The organism is Oceanicoccus sp. KOV_DT_Chl (genome assembly GCF_900120175.1).
In the GTDB taxonomy this organism is placed as follows: Bacteria; Pseudomonadota; Gammaproteobacteria; order Pseudomonadales; family Dasaniaceae; genus Oceanicoccus.
Genome location: NZ_FQLF01000002.1, coordinates 1,048,926 through 1,068,418, shown reverse-complemented (window position 1 = coordinate 1,068,418; position 19,493 = coordinate 1,048,926). Strand labels below are relative to the sequence as shown.

Genomic DNA, 19,493 nt, shown 5'->3' with positions numbered 1-19,493 from the left:
TTGCTAGTTGGCACCACCATTGGGCGGTGCCAACTGTTTAGAGATTAAGGTGTCTGTTGAAAGGTGTAGTGAACAGTTTGTACGCCGCCCTGTGCGCCTAAATCGATTTGTACTTCAATAGCGCCGTCACTGCCATCCCAGCTAATCGCCGTGAGTATTGGGTAGGCTGCTGCCGGTGAGGCTGGGCAGAAAAAACTTTGGAATGCAGGAACGGTTGCAACACAGCTGTCTATCGTTGAATCAGTAGTCAACAATCCGATAGAGCTGGAACTTTCTGTTCCTGGCCCAGTTACCGGAGAGCCTACAGTGCCATTGGAGCTTTGAGTGGCAGAAGAAATGTCCAGGTTGGCATCACTAAGTGTCGGAACGTGCAGCAGTAATGAATAATCGATAAACGCAATCGAATAGGCATTGCTGTCAGGATTATAAGTCCCGGTAAAGCTTAGCGCAGGTGAGTATGTGCTAGTGGTACCATCAATGAGGCCACCGACTGAAGCGACGACGGTTTCTATTTGTGCGCCGGATATGTTGATATCGAGCGCACAGCCATCGCTGCCTACAGCAGAGCCTAGCGGTGTAGTAGGGCATTGATCCGTTCCATCATTGTCAACGCCATCGTCATCAGGGTCGGTCAAGGCGCAGCCTATGGAGTCCACGAACTCTGAAGAGACGTAAGTCTCCGGGCAGCTATCAACCCCATTTAGAACGCCATCGCCGTCGCTATCAATAGTCGGACAACCTTCGCTGGTAACATCAGTCATAGCGACGGTGTTAGGACAAAGATCTGCAGAGTTAAGAATGCCATCGCCATCACTATCCAGAGTACAACCGTCACTATCAACAGGGTTGAAAACGGTATTTGGACATTGATCATTGTCGTCGATAACACCATCATCATCAGTGTCAGCATCACAGCCGTCAGCATCAACATTTTGTGCGGTAGTGTTCGGGCACAAATCATCGCCGTCAGCGACACCATCACTGTCTTCATCAAATTGGCAGCCGGTTGTCACATCTACTGCAACACCTGGGGGGTGTTTGGACATAAATCCAGTTCATCACTGATACCGTCACCATCGGCATCGCGACCAGTAGGCTGGGTAGCGATAATCGTTGAGCTACTGGTAGCAAAACCGCCACTACCGGTGGCATCGATCTCGCCACCCTGAAACCAGCTGAAACTATTAACACCATCAAGCGAAGTGATTACCTGATTGGTTTCTTCATTTGTCAGTGGGCCGCTATTGTAAGTATCCGTTGCAGCAGGCGTACCAATGTTGGTATTGATAGGACGGCAGATTTCAATAAAGCCAGTACAGTTAGTGATAGTCGCCTGGCCCACGCCGGTGGTGATATCAAAAAAACCAATTGAGGAAATAAAGGCTGTGCCGACACCACCAAGCGCTATGGTTTCTTGCTCTATAGTAAAGAACAGTGAGTTACCGGTTATTGTGGCTGAACCTGTGTATACATAGTCAGATTGCACATAGCTATATTCGGCATTAGCAGGCGGACGTAAACTACCTGCACCGCTAATAACGTAAGCAACCGGACAGTCATTTATTGTCGTACCGCGCGGATCTTCAGGGCAGTAATCGTTAATATCCAATGCGCTGTCGCCATCAGTATTGGGACCTAGCTGCGGAGTGCGAAGATTACTGACAGTGGGTGTGGCAATCGAAAGTGCGATATTGGTTTTGCCAGCAATTTCTGAAAACAGGGTGCCAAGTTCGCTGACAGGTCTGGATGTGCCGGCGATATTAGAGGGGAGCGTGGTAACGATAGTCGTTAGATTAGCGATGCTGTTAAGCGTGGTAATGGGGTGTTATTTTTTTCGCTATCAATAACACCGTCGCTAAGATCCTGTGCCAATTTTATGATCAGCATTTCAAGTGTATCGGCGGCAGTCGCCGTGGCGTCGCTGGTTTTAATATTATTAATTATGGCGGTGAAAACTTCTGCAGCAATGAAATAGTTTAGGGATTGTTGTTGGTCTGCGCCGGTGGTAGGTAATGGGGCGGTGGTGAATAAATCAATAGCATCTGTGGCGCTGCCGAGTAAATCAAAGCCGTAAACATTTCTCACGGCCCGTTGGGCAGCCAGTAGCGCAGCGTCATTGCTTAGATTGCTGTTATCCAATAAATATTGGTGGGCTAATTCTAACGCTAAAGTAGATAATGCGGTGGCGTAAACAGCATTGTCGCCGGCGATCAGTTGTTCGGCAGAAATGACAGATCGTAGAGTGCCAATAACCGGTGCAGCGCCAGTGGCGGAATCTTCACAGCCATTGTCACAGGTAAACTCAATCAGGAATGGGCCTGTGCCAATATCGTTACCACTAATAGTTAAATCAATGATGCGGGCTTGATCATTGGTGGTGCCGGTAGCTAAAGCTGCGCCTGTGCGCAAATTTTCTGCGGTTAAATCCAGGCGGTAAACCGCAACATCGGCAAACAATAGCGGGCCATCAACTGCTGCGCCATTAACAACCGTATCAGGCGCAAAATCATAACTTTCAGCGCCGTCATCGCTGCCGCTACCACCACCGCAGCCGCTGAGCAACAAAGCGGCAACAATAGATATCGCAGATAGCGCAGTTTTGGAGAAATTCATTGCTGAGTGATAGCGAGCAGCCGCCATTGAAAACAAGCCAGTAGTTGGCATGGTCTTACCTCATCTTGTTATATTTATTGACGTATTTTGTTTGAGTGGGCTGTCTAGCAGTATTAGCTTTGGGCTAACAACAATAAAGATAATTTATGCACAGTTTTACAACACTCACTGAAATCAACGATAACAAAGCGCATAAACAAAAACAAACAGTTTTGACTGATTTTTATAGAGTGGGGATTAATACCAATTATTGCGTGCCAATGCCTTCAAAAATGGCGGACATGATGGTGTTGCGAATTTCGGCTAGCGGATAGTTTTCTCCCAGTAAAGCGGCGATGCGATTGTCGTTGGCCAGGGTGACAAAGCCATGCACCATAGAGATCAAGGCAAGAGCTTGCTTGGCTGGGTCTCCGGGGCGGATGATGTTCAGCTGTTGGCAGGTTTGGACATCGCTGATCAGGTCTTTAAATGTGTCAGCGCTGGTATGTTGAAGGGATTGTTGACCGGTACTCGAAAGCAAGTCGCCGCTATACATCACTCGATAATAAGCGGGATATTCCAAGGCGAAATCGATATAAGCCATTCCTGATGCCGCAAACTGGGCGAGGGGTTCTTGTTCAGCCTGGGATTTGGCTGTCGTCATTGTGGCTTGCATTAGTGCAAAACCCTGTTCAACTACGGCAAGAATTAACTCATCCTTATCAGCGAAATGGCGGTAGGGTGCTGCGTGGGAAACGCCAGCACGCCTTGCAACTTCGCGAATCGTGAGCGCTTGCGGGCCGGATTCGGTAATGATTGAGAGGGCCGCTTCCAGCAATGCGGTACGAAGATCGCCGTGATGATATGGGTTTTTATTATCTGGCAAGTGGGTGGCTCTCTCGCTTATGGGGTGGTCATGATACCAAATAAAATTCCATGTTTATATTGTAAACATAAAAAAGTGATGCTAATGTTTACACCGTCAACAATAAAGTGAGGTGATAACCATGGCGCAGCCAATGCCCAAAGATAATCCATTTTTACAGTTTCCCTTTGGTCCTATCCAAATGGAATGCGACGCGCGTGATCTTGTAGTAGAGGGTGAAATCCCGGCTGACTTGCATGGCAGTTTCTATCGCAATGGCCCCAATCAGCGCTTTAAGCCCCGCGGTGACTACCACTTATTTGCTGGGGACGGGATGGTTCATGGTTTTCATATCAAGGATGGCAAGGTCGATTACAACAATCGCTGGGTGCGTACGGCTAAGTTTAATATTGAAGATAAAGAGGGACGGGCAGTGATTAATGCCATGAACCCTTTTGATTGTGATCCGGAGTACAGTGATTTTGTGCTGGTAGATAAAGAGGGATTGGCGAATACCGCTGTCGTCTGGCATGGCGATCGGTTATTGGCGCTGGAAGAAGGACACGCACCCTATGAGCTGGATCCCGATACCCTGGAGTCTGTCGGGATGTGGACGTTCCGCGGCAAATTAAGCTCTGCGATGACCGCTCACCCCAAAGTAGACCCTGATACCGGCGAATTGATTTTCTTTGCTTACATGGCAACGGGGCCTTTTTCTGCTGATGTGATGGTCTACAAAGTAAACCCGGAAGGGGTGGTAACGGAAAAGATTCTGATCCCCACCCCTTACTCCTCGATGGTTCACGATTTTGTGATTACCGAAAATTATATTGTGATACCAGTCTTCCCGATTACCGGCAGCCTGGATCGTGCCATGGTTGGCGGACCTCCGTTTGCCTGGGAGCCAGAAAGCTACGGTGTGCAGGTGGCAGTGTTACCCCGCAAAGTCGGCGCAACGGCTGAAGATGTGCGCTGGGTAGAAATGGATACCAATTTTGTTTTTCACTATATGAATGGTTTTGATAAAGATGGCGTAATCACTATAGATGGTTCGCAGTTTGAAAAACCGCCGTTATTCCCGACAGCAGATGGTGAATTTACTGGCGCCGTTGCTCCCTTTTTAAATCGCTGGACGATAGATCTTAATAAGCCCGATGCTCGTGTCGAGTTTCAACAAATTGATGAATTCGAATCTGAATTTCCTCAATGTGACCCGCGCTATGTGGGTAAACCCTACCGTCATGGTTGGTATGCCTCTCCCGATGGCGAGCTAAAAAGTGATCTAAAAGAAAATGACAGTTATTATAATTGCGTCGGGCACTATGATCACCAAACAAAAAAAGTTGATCGATTTTCTTTTGGGCAGGGAACAACCTCTGAACCCATGTTTGTGCCTAAGAGCGCAGGCGCGGCGGAAGGTGAAGGGTATTTACTGGCAGTTGTTACCAGTTTTGAAACTAAAAACAGCAGCTTATATATTCTGGATGCGTTAAACCTGGCGCAGGGTCCTTTGGCGATAGCGCATTTATCACACAGAGTGCCGGTCGGGTTTCATGGTACTTGGCGTCCGGGTAGCTAGTTACGCCGATAAAGACTAAAGGGCTGATTAATACTCAGCCCTTTTTTGTTGGTTTTATTATCGCTAAGACTATAGTCTCATCAATTAAGTTAATTAAGTGATCATAATCAGTAAATAATAATCAGGGAATATAGTTATGCCAAAAATCATAGTCACGTTGATGCTGTCTCTTACTTCTGCATGGGGTATGGCCGAACAGTTAGAAATATCAGTCTCTAATATTGAGCATGCCAAGGGCACAATATTAGTTGCGATTATTGATAAGCCTGATGATTGGTTGGAAAAGAAACCAAAGTACCCGCCTTTTAAAGAGGCGGCTTATGTTGTTAGCTCTACCGATAATGTGTCGATCATTATTGATGATATCCCTGAGGGTAACTATGCCGTTTCAATTTTTCAGGACTTAAACGAAAATAAAAAACTGGATACCAATTTTATTGGCTACCCTAAAGAGCCGTTTGGGTTTTCCAAGCCGATGGGAAAATTTGGGCCGCCTAAGTTTGAGGATGCTGTAGTTACCGTCGACAGCGATGTAACCAGGGTCGAAATAAAGTTGCAATAGAATGTTAAGTAAAAAATAAGATAGTGCTTTACCAATCTCGCGGGCGAGTTTTAAAAACGGCGTTAAGCCTTGCTATCATCGTGATGATGAATAAGGTTTTACTGTGTTTTACTGCCTCGTACCACTAGCTGATGGCGGGTTATTTTCCATTCGCCATCAATGAATTGCATTTGGGTATGGTAGGTTGCCCACAGAATAAATTGGCTGGAATCGTTCTTGAGTTGATGGAACGCTTGTACGTCATTGCGGGTATCAGCAATGCCATCGTTAAAGTTCACCAATTGTGGGCCGAGTAAATGTTGGGTGCTCTGGTATTGTTCCAGTGCGGGCCAGACGTAACCCAGCCATGCTTCTCGTCCGCGAAATATTTCTTCTCCAAATCCGAAAACGTTTACCTGCGGCGCAAAACAGTGTTGATAGCGTTCATGGTCGTGATCATCAACGGCGGCAGCATAGTTTAGCATCACATCCTGGGTTGCTTGGCGGTCAAGGGTGTTTTGATTTGCCATGAGAGGTATTCCTTTAATTTGATTGCCATCATCCTATTATGCGAAAAAAAACGGGCTTTAATATCAGACTTTTAGCTTAGTGACTAATCGCACCCCTGCCATTATTCTATTTTTAGATTCATAGTTAGCACTGAAGATAAGGCGCGCAACGATGGCCGAGGATGAATTGTGACAGCGAACAATAACAAGCATAAGTCGGATTTACCTGGGTGGCCACAACAAGCATTGCGCGGACATAACATTGAAGGCTATCACTACACATCGAAAGCATTTGCAGATAAAGAATTTGAGCATATGTGGGCTGAAGTGTGGCTGCTGTTAGGGCGTGAAGATGAATTGCCAAATCCCGGTGATTGGCAGCAAGAAGAAGTGGGTGCTGAATCGATACTGATGGTGCGACAGGATGATGGCAGTATCAAAGCGTTTTATAACGTGTGTCAGCATCGGGGCCAGCGTTTAGTTAGTCGAGCCAAAGGTAGCGTCAGGCGTTTTGTTTGTCCCTACCATAGCTGGGCCTGGACCCGTGATGGTGAGCTGGATTTTGTGCAGGACCCTGAAGATTTTCCTGCGGGTAATCCCTGCGGCAAGGTAACACTCGAGCCAGTTAAGAGTGAAACCTTCGCCGGTTTTATCTGGATTAATATGGATCCAGAGAGTGTTAGTCTTAAGAAATTTTTGGGGCCGGTGTGGGATGACTGGGAAGTCTATGGTATTGAAAACTGGAAGCGCTATGTCGCTAAAAGTGTGTTGTTGCCGGTGAATTGGAAAGTGGTGATGGATAATTTTAACGAGTCCTATCACGTCAATACCGTGCACCGTCCCAAGGGTGTCAGTATCGAAAAATCACGTATCCATTCCGGTGTTGATACCAACTACAAAAATACTCGATTCGATATGGCTGATGAAGGTCACAGCCGGATGATTATGTTAGGTGGTTACGGTGGCCCGTCGATTGATAAAGAAGCAGAAATTGGCGAGCCGTTAGCGAGTATCTTGCGGGAGTGGGAATTGGATCCCGCTGATTTCAAGGGCGCGGCGAGGAAACCCGGGAAGCCTTGCAACAAGCCCGGCGAAAACTTGGGCCGGGTCGAGGTTATGAATACTTTAATCAACTGAACGATAGTCAGTTAACAGATGCTTATCATTACACCTTATTCCCTAATTTTGCCGTGTCATTGTGGGTTGATGGTTTTCACTTTCTAAGAGCCAGACCACACCCTACCGACCCTGAGCAATGTATTTTTGATAACTGGTGGTACGCTCCCGCGCCCGAGGGGGTAACGTCAATGGTATTTACTACTGATGGCTTCGTGGCGCGCGATGCAGTAGTGGAGCATGAAATGTTTATGCTGGGCGAGCAGTCAATGGGAATGACGATCGATCAAGACTTGGCAATATTTTCAGCTCAGCAGCAGGGCATGCGTTCAAGAGCTTATAAAGGCGCGTATTTATCCGGCCAGGAAAGCCGCACCCAACGGCTGCATGAGTTGATTGATGATTACATCGAGGGTCGCAGGCCCAAAAAAGTGGGGACTAATGAAACTTGATTATTTCGCTGAGTGCGAAGTGCCTTAAATCCCTGCTATCAGTAAAGTGCTCAGGGTTGGCTCAGTCAACTTGACTTAATCATTATTCAATGGATTTGCGTCATTAGTATTGAGGCAAACAGTAGCGTTGCCAGATAATAAAACGCCTCTTTCTTGATGTTCTAACCAAATATCACAATCCACTAGTGCTTGATTTTTTTCAGTACGTAATTGGGTGATGGTGCCCTTGGCGACGACGTGTTCCCCGTCGAGTACAACTTGCGGAAACGTCATATGCAACCGTTTTATCGATTCAGGCCCCGTCCAGCAATGCAGCATATTGATCATGTAGCTTAAGCCAAGAGGGCCTTGGTTGATGGTGCGCATGCCCAGGCCAAGCGGTAGTGCAGCGACGGCGGTGCGATCCCAATGTAATGGGTTGGGATCTCTTAATATCGCTGCCATAGTGCGCATTTTTTCTGGGCTGACACTGGCCATTTCCCATTCAGGTATGTGGTGGCCAATCTTTAATAACTGGCCGTTGATGCTAAACACAGTTGACTGACTCATAATGTATTTCTGGTGTATTGCCAGGTGATAATTGAGCGTGCGGTTAATTGCTGGTTAGGGTTTTTAAGTTCAAAACAAAACTGCAGCCAATCGTAAATTTGGCCCTGTTCATTATGGCGGCGTTCAGCGGCAACAATTTCTCCGCTGATATGATATTCCATGTCTTCTTTGAGTGGCTCGAAAATTTCCCAGTCGTAACTTTCGGGAATGATGGATAAGTCTGACTCGGCCTGACCCAGTTTAAACATTTCAGCAATGTTGGTACCGGCACCCATAATCGGTACGTGGAAAAGTGCCACTGGATGCACAACGCCATTAGCTAGCGGTTCGGCGCCAGTGCAGCCGGTCAGTAAAAAATTTTCCCAGTGGGCAATGGTATAACGGCCACCTGGAAATTGATGACCCACTAAGCCGGTTATTTCTGTTTCTGCGGGGATGGACATAGTCAGTGTCATTGTAAAGTTTCAGTTAAGAAGTTAAGCATGGTCAGCCATGAGCGACGATCTGCGGTTTCATTGTAGACGGTACCTAAGTCGGGGTTGTTGGCATCGTGGCGAGTAAACGAGTGCACTGTATGGCCGTAAGCAATAAATTGCCAATCTGCTTTTTTGTCCGTCATTTCCTGTTGGAACGCGGCCACTTGTTCAGGAGGGACCATAGGGTCGTCGTGGCCGTGGATAGCAAGAATCTTTGCTGGAATTGTATGCGGGGTATCGATTCCGTTAGGCAATAAGGAGCCATGAAAAGAAATAACAGATTGGATATCGTTGTGGCCACCACGGGCCAGGTCGAGAGCACAGAGGCCGCCAAAGCAATAGCCCATAGCAGCGATCTTGCTGCTGTCAGCGCCAGGGATAATCTTTGCGGCGTCTACCGCGGCGCGCAAACGCTTTAGTAACACCTTGCGGTCAGCCATAAACGGTGCAACGGTAGGCATCATATCGGCCATATCCGTCAGTGTTTTGCCGTTGCCATAGACATCAATGGCAAAAGCGATATAGCCAGACTCTGCCAGCTTGATGGCTTTATCTTTCACCTCCTGTACTAGTCCATCCCATGCGTGACAAATTAAAACAACAGGCAAGTGCTCGCGGCTATTTTCAGGGGTAAAATAAATACCTTTGCAGATAGTATTGCCGTCGTGGTAATCAATGTGGGTGGCTTTGGTGGTCATTAAGTGCATCCGATAGCGTTATTGCTCACTGTAAAATAGGCCGTTCAGTTTACGAGGGGTAGAGATTTCACCGTTACTGATGGGCGATATGTTAAACCTTATCCTGATATTTGCCAGTCGACTAAAGTCTTAAGGTTCATATAATCGATTTTCCAGTTAGACAGCAAATGCAACGACTAAGCCCTTTGGCCAGTGCGATTTGGCGCTTTCTATGTTGTACTGGCAACCATTTAGTGTTGTGTTTTGTGTCTTGGCTGATAGCGGCGACGACATAGGAAAAATCTGGGCAATAATTTTAAGTTAGTCCGGGTGTGACCATAATGACTAAAATTTAATCTCCGTACCTTTAGCGGGTCATTGGCCTGCATATGCTTATCAATCGTGTCAGGAAAATAAATTATGTTATCAATTGTCGCTTATCTTATTTTGTGTCTGCTAGCGGTGCCGTTAGCGCTGATTATATTGTTGGTTCTATTTCCCCGTCCCTTGCTGTCATTAGCGGATAAAAAAATTGCGCAAGCTTTGGATATTGAAAATTATAATCGTAACATCGCCTATTCAAAGCCGGGTTTTCTTCCCGTGCATAACGAATTAAGTCATGCTGAAGTGAAAGTAGAGGGGACGATTCCTGCCGATTTGGAAGGCGTTTATATTCGCAATGGCACCAATACCCAGTTTGAAAATACGAATAGCCGCATGCATATGTTTAATGGCGCGGGCATGTTGCATCAGCTTCAAATTAAAGACGGCGTGGCCACTTACTCCAATACCTATGTGAGAACCCCTCGTTTTAAAATCGAGGATGCTGCTGGAGATGAAATTTACAGTCAGTTTGGTGATCTTGCTGGTGGCGGAAAAGCGGCTTTATTCAAAATCATTGTAGATTTGTTGAAAAAGCGTTTCAAAGTTATTCCTGCTTTGGATAATTGTGAGAATAGTTCTGCTACTACGGCTATCCAATACCATCATGGGAAATTATATTGTTTGCAGGAAACGGGTTACCCGTTTTCGCTGCAGCTAAAAAATAGTGCAGGCCGATTGCATATTGATGGCGACGGCGAGTGGGAGAGATTTGGTAATCAGCTAGACACGCCGTTCACCGCCCATCCCAAGATTGATCCGGCGACTGGTGATTGGTATACCTATAGTACTGATATTATGAGTGGCAAGATTCACTACAGCATTGTGAGTGAAGGTAAGTTAAAGAGTCACGATTTATTGTATGAAGCTAAGCCCGCATTAAGTTTTTTACATGATTACTTTTTAACTAAAAACTTTACCGTTTTCCCAGACCTGTCTATGCGCTTTGATAGCAAGGGTTTAACCGGTGAGCATAAGAGCCCTTTCTATTTTGATGCCGATTATAAAATGCGTTTTGGGGTGATTAATCGTAACCACAAGGCAGGTGAAGCTATCCGCTGGTTTGTGACTGATCTGCCGGGGCATATATGGCATACCATTAATGGCTGGGAAGAAACGCGAGCCGATGGCGGTACTGATATTGTGTTGTATACGCCTGTGTTTCGCTCTTATCCTTCGGATGTGCCTATCCATTCGCCAAGGGAACCGCATGCCCAGATGCATGTTTATCGATTGAATCTGGATACCGGTGAAGTGACGGAGCAGCGGCAGCTAATGGAACATTTTTATGAGCGTCCCAGTTATAACACGGCCTATATCGGTCAAAAAACACAGTATGCGTATTTACTGGATGAGCAAGGCAGTGGCGGCATTATGGGTAAGGGCGTTATGAAGTACGACTTACTCAATGAAAAAGAAGTCAAATATTTTGACTATGGAGATCACTTGGGCGGCGAAGCTCTATATGTAGCTAAAGCTAATGCCAGTGCCGAGGATGACGGTTATCTTATTGATATATTAATGTCGGAAGAGAGTTCATACGTGGTGATTATTGATGCGGCCAGTATGGAAGAGCTTGCTAAATTGCATCTGCCACAACGAGTGCCTTATGGGGTGCATGGTTGTTGGCTCAATCAGCAGCAACTCGATAACTTGCAATTAAGTTAACGAGTATTGTTTTATGCACGCGAATTAATATCGCGAGTTGACCTGGAAGAAATAAGCGGAGCAGAAATTGTTGACTAAGTTGGCGTATTTATTAGCGCTCGTTATATGGTCTACTACTCCGTTGGCGATAAAGTTAAGCAATGACAGTGTTACACCCATCGCGGCGATTTTGTTACGTACTTTGTTGGCCGTCGCGTTGGGTTCGTTGATTATTGCTATTAGCCGCCGCAGTGAAGTTTTACGGCCGCGTTATTTTAAAATTTATCTGGCAGGTTCTATTGGGATTTTTCCTAATTTGGTATTGATTTACTATGCCGCGGAATTGATAAGTTCGGGGTTAATCGCTGTCATTATGGGTTTGGCTCCTTTTGTTACCAGTGTTGTTGCTTATTTTTTATTAGGTGGTAGCTTATTTACGGTACAAAAAACGATTGCACAAATTATTGCTATTGCTGGCTTGATCACTATTTATTATGGGCAGATTGTTGTCGATAACAGCAGTGGTATCGGTATCGGTCTGGTGCTTTGTTCAACCCTATTATTTTCACTGAGTGCGGTTTTGGTCAAACGTTTTGGGGCTGAGCAATCGATGTCGCCGTTGAATCAAACGGTAGGCTCCATGGTGTTTTCGATTCCAGGCTTGTTGCTTGGTTGGTGGCTTCTGGATGGCAATATCCATCTGGTGTTTAGTCCTACCAGTGTCATCGCTATAGGCTATTTGGCAATAGTTGGATCATTGCTCGGCTTCGTAACATTTTTTTACGTATTAAAAAGAGTGAGTGTGGGCTTGGTATCGCTGATTTTGTTGATTACACCGGTGGGTGCATTAATGATCGGCAAGTTTGTAGCAGGTGAACAATTAACCACTACCGCACTGATTGGTTCAGCCTTGATTTTGTTAGGCCTATTTTTATACGAGAATATGTTTTCACTATTGTTGAAGCGCAATAACCGGCATTAACAATTATCGGATAAAGTAAAGCCATGAATTTAACCAAAAAAATAATAGGTGGATAATGAATACATTAGTAGTGGGTTTAGTTATTTTCTATGCAATACATTGCATACCCAATATTGGTAATACCCGGGCAAGATTAATTGGGGTGATGGGCGAGAAAGGTTATATGCCTTTTTATGCGTTGCTTTCTTTGCTGGGGATGGTGTTATTGGTACAGGGCAAAGGTCAGGCTGAGTTTATAGAGTTATGGCAGCCACCGGTATGGGGGAGGCATATTACTCATGGTTTGATGCTGCTTTCAATGGCTTGTTTTGCTGCGATTTTTTTACCCACCAATATAAAGCGCAAATTACATCATCCTATGCTGGCATTTGTTGCATTCTGGGGTTTGGCGCATTTGTCGGCTAATGGCGATTTGGCGTCTGTATTGTTGTTTGGCAGTTTTTTCGTGTTTGCCATTTTTAAAACCGTCTCATTAACGCGAAGAAAACCACCGCAAGCCAAGCCAGCTGTTGCCGTGTCTAGAGATATACTGTGGTTAATAGTTACCGCGGTTATTTATGGTGGCGGCTTGTATTTACATCCTTATATCAGCGGCGGCTTCGTATTATTGTAAAGTGCGTCGGTATCTTACATTGCGTAACAAAAACCTGAGTAGCTACACTGCTCATTACTGTATGAAGTGAATTTTTATGGCTATTGATAAACCTATACTGCATCAATATCGGGTATCGCCGTTCGCAGCCAAGATACGGCGCGTCATGTATTACAAGCAAATAGCGTTTGATACTGTTGACTACGGTATCAGTGGTGCGGGGAAGATTAAAAAGATTAATCCACGCGGTAAGGCGCCTATCCTGGAGCATGCTGGGAAGTTTATAGCCGATAGCACTGATATTGTTGCGTATTTAGATGCCCTGGATAGTAGTAAGCCGTTAACGCCTACTGATCCATTGTTACAGGCACAGATGCATATTCTTGAAGATTGGGCTGATGAAAGTTTGTATTTTTATGATTTAACCATGCGCTGCTGGCCGCATAATGCCGGTTTATTAGCTGACGATTTATTGATGGACGACAAGGGCTTGCTGGTTAAGGTGTTGCGGCCAATGATTGGAAAAATTATTGGCAAGCAAGCGAGTGCCCAAGGTATCGGTAGAAAAGAACCTGCTGCTGTGTGTGCCGAAGTGGCTAAACATTTTGCAGCGATAAATACAGTAGTGTCAGCGCATGAGTTTTTGTTAGGCGATGCGCTATCTATTGCCGATATCAGTGTTGTGAGTATGTGTACCGTGTTAGAGCGCGCCCAGGAAGCGAATGCCTTGATGTTGGAATTGCCTGCTTTAATGGCCTGGCGCGAGCGGGTGGACTTACTGACCTTGCCTGCTGGCACTGCTGCCGACCAAAAGGCGCTGGTGTGATCTTGTTATCCCTGTTGCCAGAGAAATAATCATGTCTGTAGCGAACGGTTTACCCTGGCGTACTCAGGTTTTATTGTACGGTGCGCTAGTGGCTATCGGCATGGGGCAAACCGTGGTGTTTGCGATTTTGCCAATGCTGGGTAGAGAGCTGGGTGTTGATTTATTAATTGTAGATTTACCCGCACTCGGTATTTATTTTCAGCCAAAAGAATTAGCTATCACTGCACTGACAGCGTTAACGTCTTTGGCATTTTTTTTAGGCGCACCCTATTGGGGACGTCGCAGTGATAAGACCGGCAGGAAGCCGATTATTATTGTGGGGCTGCTTGGCTATTCTATTGGAACGTATATTTTTAGTGGTATTAGCTACCTTGGTTTAGCAGGGCTTGTCTCGGGTTTTTTATGTACGGCTTGTTTGTCGGCACCCGGGTGGCGTTAGTGTGGTTTATGTGTGCTACCGTACCCAGTAGTTCTGCTTATGTCGTTGACTCGGTGCCATTGGCACAGCGCACCGCGCAATTAAGCCGGCTGGGTGCGGCCAGTCAAATTGGAACGATGTTAGGTCCCGCCTTTGCCGCTTTCGTGGTGTTCGGTTTTCTTGCGCCGTTAATCATACATGCGACATTTACCTTGTTAATGGTGGCGCTGGTGGTTTTGTTTTTGCCAGAAAGCCCCAAGCTTTTTGAGCAAGCTGTAGTGACGTCAAGATTGCGTTATTTTGACCCGCGCTACCGCAGTTATATTCTGGTGAGTTTAGTGTGCTTCACTATGCTGGGCATGGTGCAGATGACATTGGGTTTTTATTTTGAAGATCGATTAGGCCTATCAAGAGACGAAGCCGTCATGCAGTTTTCTATGGCCATGGTGGCCTCCTCATCGGCTATGTTGTTTTCACAGTTAGTGCTTGTGCAGCGCTGGCGAGGTCATCCCTTACGCTTATTACAGGGCGGTCTGCCATTAGTTTGTTGCGGTTATTTATTAATTGCTAATGCAACGCAGACGACTTTCTTATTAAGTGGGATGGCACTATTCGGTTTTGGTATGGGTTTAGCAACCCCCGGCTTTATGGTGACCCCGACTTTAGTGGTCGCACCGCATGAGCAGGGTGCTTTGGCAGGGATAAATTCTTCGATACCGGCTATGGGTTTAGTGTTTGGCCCTCTGGCGGGTGGTTTTTTATATAAGTTTTCGCCGGGCAGTATTTACTGGTTAGCCGCAGGAGTGATCGCTTTACTGTGGGTTTATAGTTTGTTACTTAAAAAACCAAACCCTTATATCAGTGATACTGAACCGAGCCAATAAACATTAATTTTTGATTATTACGGAGCGCGAGATGGATTTACAATTACAAAATAAAAAAGCCATCGTATCAGGAGGTAGTCGTGGTATTGGACTGGCCATCGTTGAAAGATTATTAACAGAAGGGGCATCGGTGGCATTCTTTGCCCGTGGTGAAGCAGGCGTAACTGAGGCGGTTAATGCGTTATCAGCAAAGTATGGTGGCGACACTATTATTATCGGTGATAGCGTTGATGCTGCCGATTATGATGCCGTGTCGCAGTGGGTAAAAAGTGCCGCAGAGCGCTTGGGGGTATTGATATTGTTATTAGTAATACCAGTGCCTCATCCAGTTTAGAGTTTACCCCTCAAGCCTGGAAAAATAATTTTGATATAGATGTGATGAGCGCAGTGGCAATGACAGAAGCCGCTTACCCATTTTTGCTGGAGTCTAACGCTGCCGCTATTTTGCAAATAGCGACTATTACTGCGTTTGAGCATCATGATGTGCCAGTGTGCCCGAGCTATGGTGCGATGAAAGCTGCAACTATCAATCATGCCGCACAACTGGCTCAAAAGTGGGGAGGTGAAGGTATTCGTTGCAACTCGGTGTCGCCTGGCCCTATTTACGTCGAAGGTGGTGCTTGGGCAGATATTAAAGAATCTTACTTTGAACTTTATGAGCGCGACCGTTTGGATCATCCGTCGAAACGTTTAGGGACACCGGAAGAAGTGGCGAATGTGGCTGTTTTTGTTTGTAGCCCTATGGCGAGCTGGATGAATGGTGCCAATGTGGTGGTTGATGGTGGGTTTACAAAAGGGGTGGGGTTTTAGTATATCGAGCCTATAAAAGGCTATTGAATACACTCTGATTGTAGGCTGCTTCGCCCTGTCATCTGGCTTACTTGCTCTGGCGGGCGTTTTTGGGCGCAGGCTTCGGTGTGGTCGTCATCCTTGCTGCGCGTAATTTTCTTATCAGTCATGCTGAGCCACCGGGCATTATTTATACGTCGGGCTATATTACCAACTGTCAGTATGCAGCACACCGTCCAAAGGTTTGCGCGGTGCACTTTTAAAGTCGGTACCCGCTGTATAGGCCAAAGGTATTAGCGCGGCTTGGCTATAGTTTTCAGGTATGCCTAAAATTTTTCCAACTTCGTGCTCGTAGACTAAATGCAAAGTAGTCCAGCAGGTACCAATACCGCGCTCTCGCGCTGCTAGCATAAAACTCCATACGGCTGGCAGTATCGAGCCATAAGTGCCAGCCACTTGATAGTGAGGAATGTCGGGTTGATCGAGGCGGCCGGCAAAGCAGGGAATTAGCATAGCAGGGGCTTTATCGAGATTGGCCGCTAAAAATTGGGCTGAGCTTAACACCTTTTCCTGAGTGCGCTTCATCGAAGGGTCATCAGCATGTTGCTTGGTCGGTTGTGCAGGGCCGGCTTCATAAGCGGCAAAAGATTTTTGATACCATTGCGCAATTTGGCGCTTTTTTTCTGCATCGGTAACGATAACAAAATGCCAGCCCTGAGAGTTGGAGCCGGAGGGTGCTTGCATGCCTATTTCCAAACACTCTTTAATAATGGCCATTGGTACCGGGCGTTCAAAGTCCAATCGTTTGCGCACGGCACGGGTGGTTGTTAACACTTCGTCGGCGGTTAAATGTAGTTTGGTCATTTTTATCGTCCTGTTTTTTATTGCGCGAGTAGTGAGCTAGCATTTACCGCTTTACTTGGATGACCATCGCGGTTTTCTTTTTTCCGCAAAGGCCTTTGGTCCTTCCACAAAATCGTGGCTATTGATCAGTCTGTCAAAAGCATCATAGCGATAGTTGATAGCGGTTTCCAAATCAGCCATTTGCTGCCCCTGTCGACACATTTGCTTGCTGATTTGTATGGACATAGGTGAGCATTGCAGTATTTCATCAGCCAGCTCGCGGGCGGCACCAAGAGCTTCACCGGCGTTGCAAATTCGATTGATTAATCCTATCTGTTTAGCTTCCTCTGCGCTAACGTTGCGGCCCGTGAATAATAATTCCATGGCAAGTTTCTCGCCAATTTGTCGGGGTAGCCGATGAATGCCACCCGCGAGTGCGGCTAAGCCGACTTTGGGTTCAGGTAAAGAAAAGCTGGCGTTTTCATCGGCGACAATCAGGTCGCAGGCTAAAGCGATTTCAAAACCGCCGCCCATAGCAAAACCGTTAACAGCGGCGATGATAGGTTTGTCTAAATTAAAGCGCTTGGTCAGACCAGCAAATCCAGTGTCAGGAAAAGTCAGGGATTTACCGCTGGCCTGGTATTTTAAATCGTTGCCGGTAGAAAAAGCTTTGTCACCGGCGCCAGTCAAAATTGCCACCCAGGCGTCGTCATCACTGGCAAAATCGTTAAAGACGGATTCCAGTTCAAAGTTTGCAGGCGGGTGCAAAGCATTTAGCATCTCAGGCCGGTTGATGGTTACTTCCCAGAGATGTTGTTTTTTCTCTACTAGGCAAAACTCATAGGGCTTGGTCATGGTTGGCTTATCCGCTAATAAAGGAGAAGTGGTTGCTGTATGTTTTGTTTTGTGTGGTCTGCGTTACTGCTACCTGACGGTGGATAGGTGAGGCTATTTCGACGGCGGTAACAGTACTGGGGTCGTTGCTGTGGGCAACAAAGCGTTCCCCGTTTATTGTTTCGGCGATAATAATAACTTCATCCATCCCGTTGCGAACATACTTGATGGTATGGCTGAGAACAGAGCCGCTTTCGGGGTTGGCGCAAAAGGGTTTGGCTGGAAACTGTGAGGCGGGCAAGGACGTCGCTTCGCTGTGTTGCCAGTCAATTGTCAGGGTTTTATTGTTGCAATACCCAGAGAGAATGACAGCCGCATGCTTGGACAGCATGCCGCCATTGGCGGTGATTAAGGCGGATGATTTTTGGCGTTTTAGATGGCTGCTCGCTTCGGCAATAGCATGCATACTGTAGTTGTTACCGGGACCGCCGAAAAAGGGCAGGCCACCGGTTATGGTTGCTTTGTTGCTGGCATCCATAGGCAGTTGCAAGGTTTCACAGGCGGCGGTAACCGCACAGGGAAAGCAGCTGTACAGATCGACGATGTCGATAGTATCGATAGTTTTATTCGCCATAGACAGGCAGTTTTTAAGTGTTGCCTCCATGGCTGCTGATTTCGCCAGCGACGGGCGTTGACTCAGGAAGTGATCATTGGCTTGGGCAAAGCCATCAATAAATATCCAGTGCTTTGACGCTATGCCTAGTGCTTTGGCTTTGCCGACACTGGTAACTAAAATCGCGGCAGCCTGATTGACATTGTCTTGCGAAACAAATTTTTTACTATAAGGTTGGCTGAGCAAATAATTATCACGGTTTTGCAGTATCAAATCGTCGAAGGTGTGGTTTTTTCTCGAGTGGGCATATTTATTTTTGGCAGCGACAGAACTTAAGTTGGCTAGTAGTTGTGCCATGGCGCTGCGGTGTTGTTGTGCATCATGCCCCTGCAGATAGGCTCGCTGATTTTCAATTAATGAATAATAAAATATCGGCAACATTAAACCATTGTCGATTTCCTGTGGTGCTGCCATGCGCTCACCAAAACCTCTATCATCTAGGGGCTCGGTAAACGTTTCGTTCCAGTTGTCGATAACGCCTTTACGGCGATGTAATTTTTCATAGCCTATAGCTTCGGCGCCGGTTAGTAGCACCAATGTTTTCTCGCCGCGAGCAATGTCATGACTCATTTCAATTAATAGTTGTAGCGGTTGGGTACCACCGACCTCGCTGTAAATACGCTCTGATGGTTGAGCGCCTATACGAACGGCTACTGATTGCGGTGGGTTATCGCTCCTGCCATAAGGCGAAGGCCAATGACTGGTGGAGTCTGAAAATAAGCGCGTCACAGCAATTGTATCGATATGTTCAGCTAAAGAGGGAATGCCACTATCGTTAATTGCGTTTTGGCTGGCGATTGCCGCCAGTGCCATAGGTGAGTTGTAAGGTGGTAATAGTTGCGGTTTGATGCGTTCGGTATATTGCCCGGAGCCGATAATAATCGGTGTGTTATCGGTAATGCTATAAGGATTTGGACGGGTCTGATTTTGCATTACAGGATTAACTCGGCCATGGTGGTAAGGGCCAGTTCGTCGCCAGCAATTGACAGCGAAGCTGCTCGTGATTGCTGGCATGCATGCAAGCGATTTTTAATTTTATCTTTGCGGCCAGATAATGAAATTTCATCAGTGAGTTTTTCTGTTACTGCGTTAATCGTTTCTTGTTGTTTATCCGCCCTAGACATTGGTAAGTTTTTACGCAATGGGTGCACAATAGATATCAGTGGCTTGGCGATTAGTGTGTGCAGTAAAAAAGCTTTCGGTGGCTCTAAATGCCAATAATCTAATGCCAGACCTGGTCTTAGTGATTTCATAACAGTGTCATTCTG

23 protein-coding genes and 1 pseudogene are annotated in these 19,493 nt (G+C 46.3%); 11 read left to right on the top strand and 13 right to left on the bottom strand.

The window, feature by feature from the left end:
• Window positions 1–44: 44 nt before the first annotated feature.
• The 4 genes from UNITIG_RS08715 to UNITIG_RS08700 form a co-directional block, all read right to left on the bottom strand.
• Window positions 45–1,046: a thrombospondin type 3 repeat-containing protein gene (locus tag UNITIG_RS08715; RefSeq protein ID WP_101758027.1), complete on the bottom strand. Its 1,002-nt coding sequence runs from the start codon at window positions 1,044–1,046 to the stop codon at window positions 45–47.
• Entirely contained in the window at window positions 1,016–1,609 is a 594-nt protein-coding gene (locus tag UNITIG_RS08710) for a thrombospondin type 3 repeat-containing protein (RefSeq protein ID WP_159931126.1), read from the bottom strand. The genes UNITIG_RS08715 and UNITIG_RS08710 overlap by 31 nt, the downstream gene beginning before the upstream one ends.
• Before the next feature lie 179 nt (window positions 1,610–1,788).
• Entirely contained in the window at window positions 1,789–2,664 is an 876-nt protein-coding gene (locus UNITIG_RS08705; protein WP_101758025.1) for a hypothetical protein, read from the bottom strand.
• A gap of 196 nt (window positions 2,665–2,860) precedes the next feature.
• Complete coding sequence (locus UNITIG_RS08700) at window positions 2,861–3,478, bottom strand: TetR/AcrR family transcriptional regulator (protein ID WP_101758024.1); 618 nt, start codon at window positions 3,476–3,478, stop codon at window positions 2,861–2,863.
• Between the two features lie 121 nt (window positions 3,479–3,599).
• Here UNITIG_RS08700 and UNITIG_RS08695 point away from each other — a divergent pair, with 121 nt between their 5' ends.
• Both UNITIG_RS08695 and UNITIG_RS08690 read left to right on the top strand, forming a co-directional pair.
• Window positions 3,600–5,036: a carotenoid oxygenase family protein gene (locus UNITIG_RS08695; protein WP_101758023.1), complete on the top strand. Its 1,437-nt coding sequence runs from the start codon at window positions 3,600–3,602 to the stop codon at window positions 5,034–5,036.
• Between the two features lie 136 nt (window positions 5,037–5,172).
• The gene (locus tag UNITIG_RS08690) at window positions 5,173–5,598 is read left to right on the top strand and encodes a DUF2141 domain-containing protein (RefSeq protein WP_101758022.1); all 426 of its coding nucleotides are present in this window, start codon (window positions 5,173–5,175) and stop codon (window positions 5,596–5,598) included.
• Between the two features lie 98 nt (window positions 5,599–5,696).
• Here the strand turns inward: UNITIG_RS08690 and UNITIG_RS08685 are convergent, their stop codons facing one another.
• On the bottom strand, window positions 5,697–6,107 hold the full coding sequence (locus UNITIG_RS08685) for a nuclear transport factor 2 family protein (RefSeq protein ID WP_101758021.1): 411 nt from the start codon (window positions 6,105–6,107) through the stop codon (window positions 5,697–5,699).
• A gap of 168 nt (window positions 6,108–6,275) precedes the next feature.
• On the opposite strand from UNITIG_RS08685, the gene UNITIG_RS25065 reads away from it, so the two are divergent.
• Window positions 6,276–7,223 carry a Rieske 2Fe-2S domain-containing protein gene (locus UNITIG_RS25065; protein WP_101758020.1) on the top strand — a complete coding sequence of 316 codons (948 nt, stop codon included), beginning with the start codon at window positions 6,276–6,278 and terminating at the stop codon, window positions 7,221–7,223.
• Window positions 7,163–7,654, top strand: coding sequence for an SRPBCC family protein (locus UNITIG_RS25060; RefSeq protein WP_101758019.1), 492 nt, complete (start codon window positions 7,163–7,165; stop codon window positions 7,652–7,654). Before UNITIG_RS25065 ends, UNITIG_RS25060 begins: the two co-directional genes overlap by 61 nt.
• Before the next feature lie 75 nt (window positions 7,655–7,729).
• On the opposite strand, the gene UNITIG_RS08670 is transcribed toward UNITIG_RS25060, so the two are convergent.
• The 3 genes from UNITIG_RS08670 to UNITIG_RS08660 are packed head-to-tail and all read right to left on the bottom strand — an operon-like array spanning window position 7,730 to window position 9,377.
• The gene (locus UNITIG_RS08670; protein ID WP_101758018.1) at window positions 7,730–8,203 is read right to left on the bottom strand and encodes a MaoC family dehydratase; all 474 of its coding nucleotides are present in this window, start codon (window positions 8,201–8,203) and stop codon (window positions 7,730–7,732) included.
• Window positions 8,200–8,646 carry a hypothetical protein gene (locus UNITIG_RS08665; protein WP_145999131.1) on the bottom strand — a complete coding sequence of 149 codons (447 nt, stop codon included), beginning with the start codon at window positions 8,644–8,646 and terminating at the stop codon, window positions 8,200–8,202. Before UNITIG_RS08665 ends, UNITIG_RS08670 begins: the two co-directional genes overlap by 4 nt.
• Before the next feature lie 8 nt (window positions 8,647–8,654).
• Window positions 8,655–9,377 (bottom strand): dienelactone hydrolase family protein, encoded by a 723-nt coding sequence (locus UNITIG_RS08660; RefSeq protein ID WP_101758016.1) that lies wholly within the window; start codon window positions 9,375–9,377, stop codon window positions 8,655–8,657.
• A gap of 399 nt (window positions 9,378–9,776) precedes the next feature.
• Between UNITIG_RS08660 and UNITIG_RS08655 the strand changes: the two genes are divergently transcribed.
• The 7 genes and pseudogenes from UNITIG_RS08655 (at window position 9,777) to UNITIG_RS08625 (ending at window position 15,896) form a co-directional block, all read left to right on the top strand.
• A complete protein-coding gene (locus UNITIG_RS08655; RefSeq protein ID WP_200821236.1) occupies window positions 9,777–11,405 on the top strand; it encodes a carotenoid oxygenase family protein in 1,629 nt (542 codons plus the stop codon).
• 67 nt (window positions 11,406–11,472) lie between these two features.
• Window positions 11,473–12,366 (top strand): DMT family transporter, encoded by an 894-nt coding sequence (locus UNITIG_RS08650; RefSeq protein WP_101758015.1) that lies wholly within the window; start codon window positions 11,473–11,475, stop codon window positions 12,364–12,366.
• A 55-nt stretch (window positions 12,367–12,421) separates the two neighbouring features.
• Entirely contained in the window at window positions 12,422–12,979 is a 558-nt protein-coding gene (locus tag UNITIG_RS08645) for an NnrU family protein (RefSeq protein WP_101758014.1), read from the top strand.
• A gap of 76 nt (window positions 12,980–13,055) precedes the next feature.
• On the top strand, window positions 13,056–13,784 hold the full coding sequence (locus tag UNITIG_RS08640) for a glutathione S-transferase family protein (RefSeq protein ID WP_101758013.1): 729 nt from the start codon (window positions 13,056–13,058) through the stop codon (window positions 13,782–13,784).
• A 31-nt stretch (window positions 13,785–13,815) separates the two neighbouring features.
• Window positions 13,816–14,223 (top strand): MFS transporter, encoded by a 408-nt coding sequence (locus UNITIG_RS08635; RefSeq protein WP_101758012.1) that lies wholly within the window; start codon window positions 13,816–13,818, stop codon window positions 14,221–14,223.
• Complete coding sequence (locus UNITIG_RS08630; protein ID WP_101758011.1) at window positions 14,187–15,086, top strand: MFS transporter; 900 nt, start codon at window positions 14,187–14,189, stop codon at window positions 15,084–15,086. The genes UNITIG_RS08635 and UNITIG_RS08630 overlap by 37 nt, the downstream gene beginning before the upstream one ends.
• A 31-nt stretch (window positions 15,087–15,117) precedes the next feature.
• Window positions 15,118–15,896: pseudogene (locus UNITIG_RS08625) on the top strand (SDR family NAD(P)-dependent oxidoreductase).
• Window positions 15,897–15,916: 20 nt separating this feature from the next.
• Here UNITIG_RS08625 and UNITIG_RS25055 read toward each other — a convergent pair.
• The 5 genes from UNITIG_RS25055 to UNITIG_RS08605 are packed head-to-tail and all read right to left on the bottom strand — an operon-like array spanning window position 15,917 to window position 19,478.
• Complete coding sequence (locus tag UNITIG_RS25055) at window positions 15,917–16,045, bottom strand: hypothetical protein (RefSeq protein ID WP_255399464.1); 129 nt, start codon at window positions 16,043–16,045, stop codon at window positions 15,917–15,919.
• 37 nt (window positions 16,046–16,082) lie between these two features.
• Window positions 16,083–16,739, bottom strand: a complete 657-nt coding sequence (locus UNITIG_RS08620; protein WP_101758010.1) for a nitroreductase family protein — start codon at window positions 16,737–16,739, stop codon at window positions 16,083–16,085.
• A gap of 51 nt (window positions 16,740–16,790) precedes the next feature.
• Window positions 16,791–17,573: an enoyl-CoA hydratase-related protein gene (locus tag UNITIG_RS08615; protein WP_101758009.1), complete on the bottom strand. Its 783-nt coding sequence runs from the start codon at window positions 17,571–17,573 to the stop codon at window positions 16,791–16,793.
• 7 nt (window positions 17,574–17,580) lie between these two features.
• Entirely contained in the window at window positions 17,581–19,158 is a 1,578-nt protein-coding gene (locus UNITIG_RS08610; RefSeq protein WP_101758008.1) for a hypothetical protein, read from the bottom strand.
• Complete coding sequence (locus tag UNITIG_RS08605) at window positions 19,158–19,478, bottom strand: hypothetical protein (RefSeq protein ID WP_101758007.1); 321 nt, start codon at window positions 19,476–19,478, stop codon at window positions 19,158–19,160. Before UNITIG_RS08605 ends, UNITIG_RS08610 begins: the two co-directional genes overlap by 1 nt.
• Between the last annotated feature and the right edge of the window lie 15 nt (window positions 19,479–19,493).

What these genes read in the sequence shown, in the direction of transcription:
- UNITIG_RS08655 (WP_200821236.1), top strand. Translation starts at nt 9,777, where the DNA reads ATGTTATCAATTGTCGCTTATCTTATTTTGTGTCTGCTAGCGGTGCCG.
- UNITIG_RS08645 (WP_101758014.1), top strand. Translation starts at nt 12,422, where the DNA reads ATGAATACATTAGTAGTGGGTTTAGTTATTTTCTATGCAATACATTGC.
- UNITIG_RS08695 (WP_101758023.1), top strand. Translation starts at nt 3,600, where the DNA reads ATGGCGCAGCCAATGCCCAAAGATAATCCATTTTTACAGTTTCCCTTT.
- UNITIG_RS08685 (WP_101758021.1), bottom strand. Translation starts at nt 6,107, where the DNA reads ATGGCAAATCAAAACACCCTTGACCGCCAAGCAACCCAGGATGTGATG.
- UNITIG_RS08705 (WP_101758025.1), bottom strand. Translation starts at nt 2,664, where the DNA reads ATGCCAACTACTGGCTTGTTTTCAATGGCGGCTGCTCGCTATCACTCA.
- UNITIG_RS08635 (WP_101758012.1), top strand. Translation starts at nt 13,816, where the DNA reads ATGTCTGTAGCGAACGGTTTACCCTGGCGTACTCAGGTTTTATTGTAC.
- UNITIG_RS08715 (WP_101758027.1), bottom strand. Translation starts at nt 1,046, where the DNA reads ATGTCCAAACACCCCCCAGGTGTTGCAGTAGATGTGACAACCGGCTGC.
- UNITIG_RS08670 (WP_101758018.1), bottom strand. Translation starts at nt 8,203, where the DNA reads ATGAGTCAGTCAACTGTGTTTAGCATCAACGGCCAGTTATTAAAGATT.
- UNITIG_RS08660 (WP_101758016.1), bottom strand. Translation starts at nt 9,377, where the DNA reads ATGACCACCAAAGCCACCCACATTGATTACCACGACGGCAATACTATC.
- UNITIG_RS25055 (WP_255399464.1), bottom strand. Translation starts at nt 16,045, where the DNA reads ATGACTGATAAGAAAATTACGCGCAGCAAGGATGACGACCACACCGAA.
- UNITIG_RS08605 (WP_101758007.1), bottom strand. Translation starts at nt 19,478, where the DNA reads ATGAAATCACTAAGACCAGGTCTGGCATTAGATTATTGGCATTTAGAG.
- UNITIG_RS08610 (WP_101758008.1), bottom strand. Translation starts at nt 19,158, where the DNA reads ATGCAAAATCAGACCCGTCCAAATCCTTATAGCATTACCGATAACACA.
- UNITIG_RS08620 (WP_101758010.1), bottom strand. Translation starts at nt 16,739, where the DNA reads ATGACCAAACTACATTTAACCGCCGACGAAGTGTTAACAACCACCCGT.
- UNITIG_RS08665 (WP_145999131.1), bottom strand. Translation starts at nt 8,646, where the DNA reads ATGTCCATCCCCGCAGAAACAGAAATAACCGGCTTAGTGGGTCATCAA.
- UNITIG_RS08690 (WP_101758022.1), top strand. Translation starts at nt 5,173, where the DNA reads ATGCCAAAAATCATAGTCACGTTGATGCTGTCTCTTACTTCTGCATGG.
- UNITIG_RS08640 (WP_101758013.1), top strand. Translation starts at nt 13,056, where the DNA reads ATGGCTATTGATAAACCTATACTGCATCAATATCGGGTATCGCCGTTC.
- UNITIG_RS08615 (WP_101758009.1), bottom strand. Translation starts at nt 17,573, where the DNA reads ATGACCAAGCCCTATGAGTTTTGCCTAGTAGAGAAAAAACAACATCTC.
- UNITIG_RS08630 (WP_101758011.1), top strand. Translation starts at nt 14,187, where the DNA reads ATGTACGGCTTGTTTGTCGGCACCCGGGTGGCGTTAGTGTGGTTTATG.